This window comes from Paenibacillus sp. N119s (assembly GCF_059447605.1).
In genome coordinates this window covers 1-4397 of record NZ_JCAJRU010000324.1, presented here as the reverse complement: position 1 = coordinate 4397, position 4397 = coordinate 1, and the positions used below count along the sequence as shown (strand labels likewise).

Genomic DNA, 4397 nt, shown 5'->3' with positions numbered 1-4397 from the left:
GGACGGATCACATTGTCCTGTACCTTTTGCATGTCAGTCATGCCGTCCAGATAAAAAAGAGCGGCGTGTTGATGACCAGCTGTGATTTCGCGAACAACAAAATCCGAACTATTTCCCATGAAGTCACAAATCAGATCGATATTCCGGCATAAATGTCTTGAGAATTTGCTATGTAACTTCATTGTTACCCTCCTCAGCTTTGTAGTATTAACAATAATCAGAAATAATACCACAATCATCCACAAATTATTCGTTATCGTTAAAATAAATAACATCAATTATCCAAATTTCAATTCATCCGATTATTCAAACAGGCTACAGATGACTATCCTTTTTTGGAATAGTTTACTTGTGTAGTATAATATTTTTGACGGATATTCTTTACTGTCAATTCATTTAAACATCCAAATAGAGAGGTATTTGATCATGCTATTCATTACAAAAAAATTGATCGACAAGCTAGCAGAACCTCATAGAGAATCTGACATGCTTATTTGCTATTCAACTCCACAAAGCTTTTCAGCTTATACAAGTCGAGCTATATTACTCCTAAATAATGATAGGATTATTATCCTTTTCCTCAATCTATTTTCCACAAAAGTAGTACAAAAAGTTGAATATGAAGTAGCTGATTTACAAGAACAAAAATATCATTCTGGACACCTGTCTTCTGCAATATGGTCATTTAAAATCAAAGGCCAGCACAGTAGGTTCAGGATAATCAAAAAAATTCTTCCTCTTGGCTCTATGCAAAGAGATTTCTTAAACTTTTTACAACAAAACATCTTAAATTAGCTACCGAGTAGATCGGTAATTCCTATCTACCTAAGTCAGAGGCACCGAAAGTACTTTATGGGGAGGAACTCTACATGAATGAGCTACTTATAAAAAGCGATGGAATAGAAATCTGTAGTGACAGTTTCGGCGAGCGAGTTCACCCAGCAATATTACTGATTATGGGTGCTCAATCCTCACTGATCTGGTGGGAGGAAGAATTCTGCCAGCGTTTAGCTGATACAGGTCGTTTTGTCGTTCGTTATGATAACCGAGATGTTGGCCGTTCTACAACTTACGAACCTGGTCATCCAGACTATACTTTCGAAGATATGGCAGATGATGCGATTCGGGTATTGGATGCTTATAAGATTGACCAAGCGCATATCGTAGGGATGTCTATGGGCGGAATGCTGACTCAGATGATAGCTTTACGACATCCAGACAGAGTATTAACGGTGACTCTTTTAGCCACGTCCAATTTTGCTCCTGATCTTCCACCGATGGAGGAAAAGGTTATGGACTACTTCTCGAATATGGAAGCAATAGATTGGACGAACGAACAATCGGTGGTCGATTTTGTGGTGCGGAGATCTAGAATTCTAGTAGGTTCAAAGCATCCTTTCGATGAGAATAAGGTTTATCAATTGGCAAAAGAAGAATGGAAAAGAAGCAACAATATGGCTAGCATGAACAATCACGCTATGCTGTCAGGTGGAGAATCCTATTTGGCGAGGACAGGGGAAATAAACGTTCCTACACTGGTTATACACGGTACTGAAGATCCAATTATCCCTTATGAACACGGAAAACATCTTGCTAATGAAATTCCGGGTGCAGTTTTACTGACATTGGAAGGTGCCGGACATGAGCTTCACTATGACGACTGGGATTTAATAATCGATTCTATCTCAAAACACACTTCGATACTCAATTAGGTCAGCTGATGTGTAGGATAGCTGAATAAAGCCGTTTACGAGAGAAGCAATCTTCCTGAATAAAAAGGCAATCTCCTTTTTTAAGGGGATTGCCTTTTGCTATTTGTATGCCCTTATTTTCATGAAGACTGGGCAAGTCTCAAGTCTCAAGTCTCAGGCACAAGTATCCCAAAGCTCCATCAATTTAGTAATGGCTGCATCAATGTTGTCTAGGGACACACCATCTCTGGCTTCCGTAGATATACCTTCCAGAAAGGTAACGAATAGTGTGGTTAACATGCTAACATTTGTGGATTCTTGAAGTTCTCCATTCTTGGTAGCTCGCTCAATACGAGCATAGAACTTGTTCCTAGTCACTGCTCTTTGTCTGATCAATAGTTCTCGAATATGAGTGTTTTCTGGGGAACATGTATTTGCAGAGAATATGACTAAACAACCCAAGGGATGGGTCTGCTCAGTCTGCATGATTGCTGAACTTCTTAAGGCTAATTCAATAGCTGTGCGCGATGAAAGTGAATAGTTTGTAAGGCTTGTCGATACTTGTCCGTATGTAGCCAAATACCGGTCCAGCGCTTCTTTGAATAATGCGTCTTTTGATTCAAAAGCTGCATAAAAGCTGGCTGAGGAGATGCCGCCCATCGCCTTTTTGAGTTGAGCCAAAGAGGTTGATTCAAATCCATGCTCCCAAAACAACATCATAGCTTGGGAGATCGCTTCGTCGCGACAGAATTTACGTGGTCTTCCGGTTCTAACCATGGAGTCGCCTCCTTTTATCTTGTACTTATATACTAATCGATCCAAAAGTAATTGACAAGACAGAGAGGCATCTTTAAAATATGGATTGATCGATCCATAAGTAAAATAAAAGGAGGGCAAATCATTGGCATATGTGCTTGATTTTTCGCTTGAACTTGTTTTGAAATCGATTGTAAGGAGCTGCGCTAATGTCCAGCAATAACTCTTCTACTACTGTAAAGATTGCTTCTTCCGCCTCCTCTGAGCGCTTTCCCTGGCTTGGTCTGCTTGCTTTGGCTATGACAGGATTCATCTGTATTATGACGGAAACGATTCCGGCTGGTTTGCTTCCGCAAATAAGCAAGGGACTTCATATTTCAGAGGCAATGGCGGGTCAACTGGTCACTGTCTATGCCCTCGGTTCCCTAGTGGCTGCCATCCCAGTAGCTATAGTTACCCGCCAATGGCGGAGGCGTCCGCTGTTACTTCTGGCTATTTGCGGGTTCCTGGTTTTTAACAGTGTCACCGCAATTTCTTCCAGCTACATACTGACGCTGGCTGCCCGTCTACTGGCAGGAGTTTCGGCTGGAGTTCTATGGGGGATGATCGGCGGTTACGCTCTCCGCATGGTATCTGCTACATTGAAGGGGAGGGGGATGGCCGTTGCCATGGTTGGAACGCCGATCGCCTTGGCTATTGGTGTCCCAGCGGGAACGTTTCTGGGGAACCTCATGGGTTGGCGTTCTGTTTTTGGAATTATGTCACTACTGACTGTTGTACTGATCGCGTGGGTGCTTTGGAAGGTGCCGGACTATCCGGGACAGTCCTCCGATAAGCAAACTTCGATCTATGCAGTCTTCCTTACGCCGGGGATTCGGCCCATACTATTGGTTGTTCTGACCTGGATGACAGCCCATAATATTCTCTATACTTATATTGCTCCATTTCTTGCCTCCAATGGGATGGGTGAGAGAGTGGGTCTGGCTCTGGCTTTCTTTGGCATTGCTGCTCTCGTAGGTATATGGATAACTGGCGTATTCATCGACCGTTGGCTGCGTAAGCTTGTCTTGATCAGTCTTATTTCCTTCGTCTTAATTTCTATTGCCATGAGCTTTAGCAACTCCAATGTCCTTATGATCTATATCATTGTTACAGTATGGGGTTTAACTTTCGGCGGCGCAGCAACGCTGTTGCAAACGGCGCTTGCTCAGGCTGTAGGGGAGAGCAAAGTGGATATGGTTATGCCGATTAACACGACCGTATGGAATCTGGCTATCGCTGGCGGTGGGATGGCTGGGGGTATTTTACTTGAAACTTTTGGTGCGGGATCATTTTCATGGGCATTATTCATACTCTTATTCCTTGCGCTTCTCGTGGCTTGGGGTGGCAAAAAGTATTCGTTCCCTCCACAGTAATCTGGTAATTAGTGAGGCTTTTTAAAAAAAATTCACTTGTTATGACTTCTAACGTTAATGAGTAGAAGATATGAAGTCCTGCTTATTTTCCAAGAAGGGCTGACTTCGTCCAGCACTTGCTCTTAGGCAACCGGACCAAATCCGGCCACCCATATACCTCGATGTGGACGTGATTCTTTTTCACCGCGTTCATAATCGGTGTAAATCCTCTGGTCACATTTCAGATACTCGGCATTAGTCCTCAATTACCTTAGTGAAATATTCGCTAAAAATCAGTATTGATTTTTTACTGAGATATTCTTGTTTTTGAGGAAAATGCACTCTGTGTTCGAACTCAAAACCTTATCTATATCACGAAGGAGAAGATGAATATGAGTATCTTGGAGGATTTATATTACGGAAAATGGTACCCAAGCGAACGAAACCAAACCTAAAAACCCTGAGCTTGAACTAGGGCCTGTCTTCAAACTTAAGCAAGCCACACTACAATGGATGCCAAGGTCAAAAATGCCTTGAACGTACACGCTAATTTATC

4 protein-coding genes and 1 pseudogene are annotated in these 4397 nt (G+C 42.4%); 3 read left to right on the top strand and 2 right to left on the bottom strand.

Annotated features, from left to right (window positions below; translation table 11 throughout):
* Positions 1-182 (bottom strand): annotated as a pseudogene (locus AC5V8P_RS23760) (spore germination protein); the annotation flags it as partial.
* 244 nt (positions 183-426) lie between these two features.
* Between AC5V8P_RS23760 and AC5V8P_RS23755 the strand changes: the two are divergent.
* Together AC5V8P_RS23755 and mle are read left to right on the top strand one after the other, a co-directional pair.
* On the top strand, positions 427-795 hold the full coding sequence (locus tag AC5V8P_RS23755) for a hypothetical protein (protein ID WP_063210768.1): 369 nt from the start codon (positions 427-429) through the stop codon (positions 793-795).
* A 74-nt stretch (positions 796-869) separates the two neighbouring features.
* On the top strand, positions 870-1712 hold the full coding sequence (gene mle, locus AC5V8P_RS23750; protein WP_063210770.1) for an alpha/beta fold macrolide esterase: 843 nt from the start codon (positions 870-872) through the stop codon (positions 1710-1712).
* 153 nt (positions 1713-1865) lie between these two features.
* Here the strand turns inward: mle and AC5V8P_RS23745 are convergent, their stop codons facing one another.
* Positions 1866-2468, bottom strand: a complete 603-nt coding sequence (locus AC5V8P_RS23745) for a TetR/AcrR family transcriptional regulator (protein WP_040101387.1) — start codon at positions 2466-2468, stop codon at positions 1866-1868.
* 188 nt (positions 2469-2656) lie between these two features.
* Here AC5V8P_RS23745 and AC5V8P_RS23740 point away from each other — a divergent pair, with 188 nt between their 5' ends.
* Entirely contained in the window at positions 2657-3862 is a 1206-nt protein-coding gene (locus AC5V8P_RS23740; RefSeq protein ID WP_064797026.1) for an MFS transporter, read from the top strand.
* Positions 3863-4397: the final 535 nt, after the last annotated feature.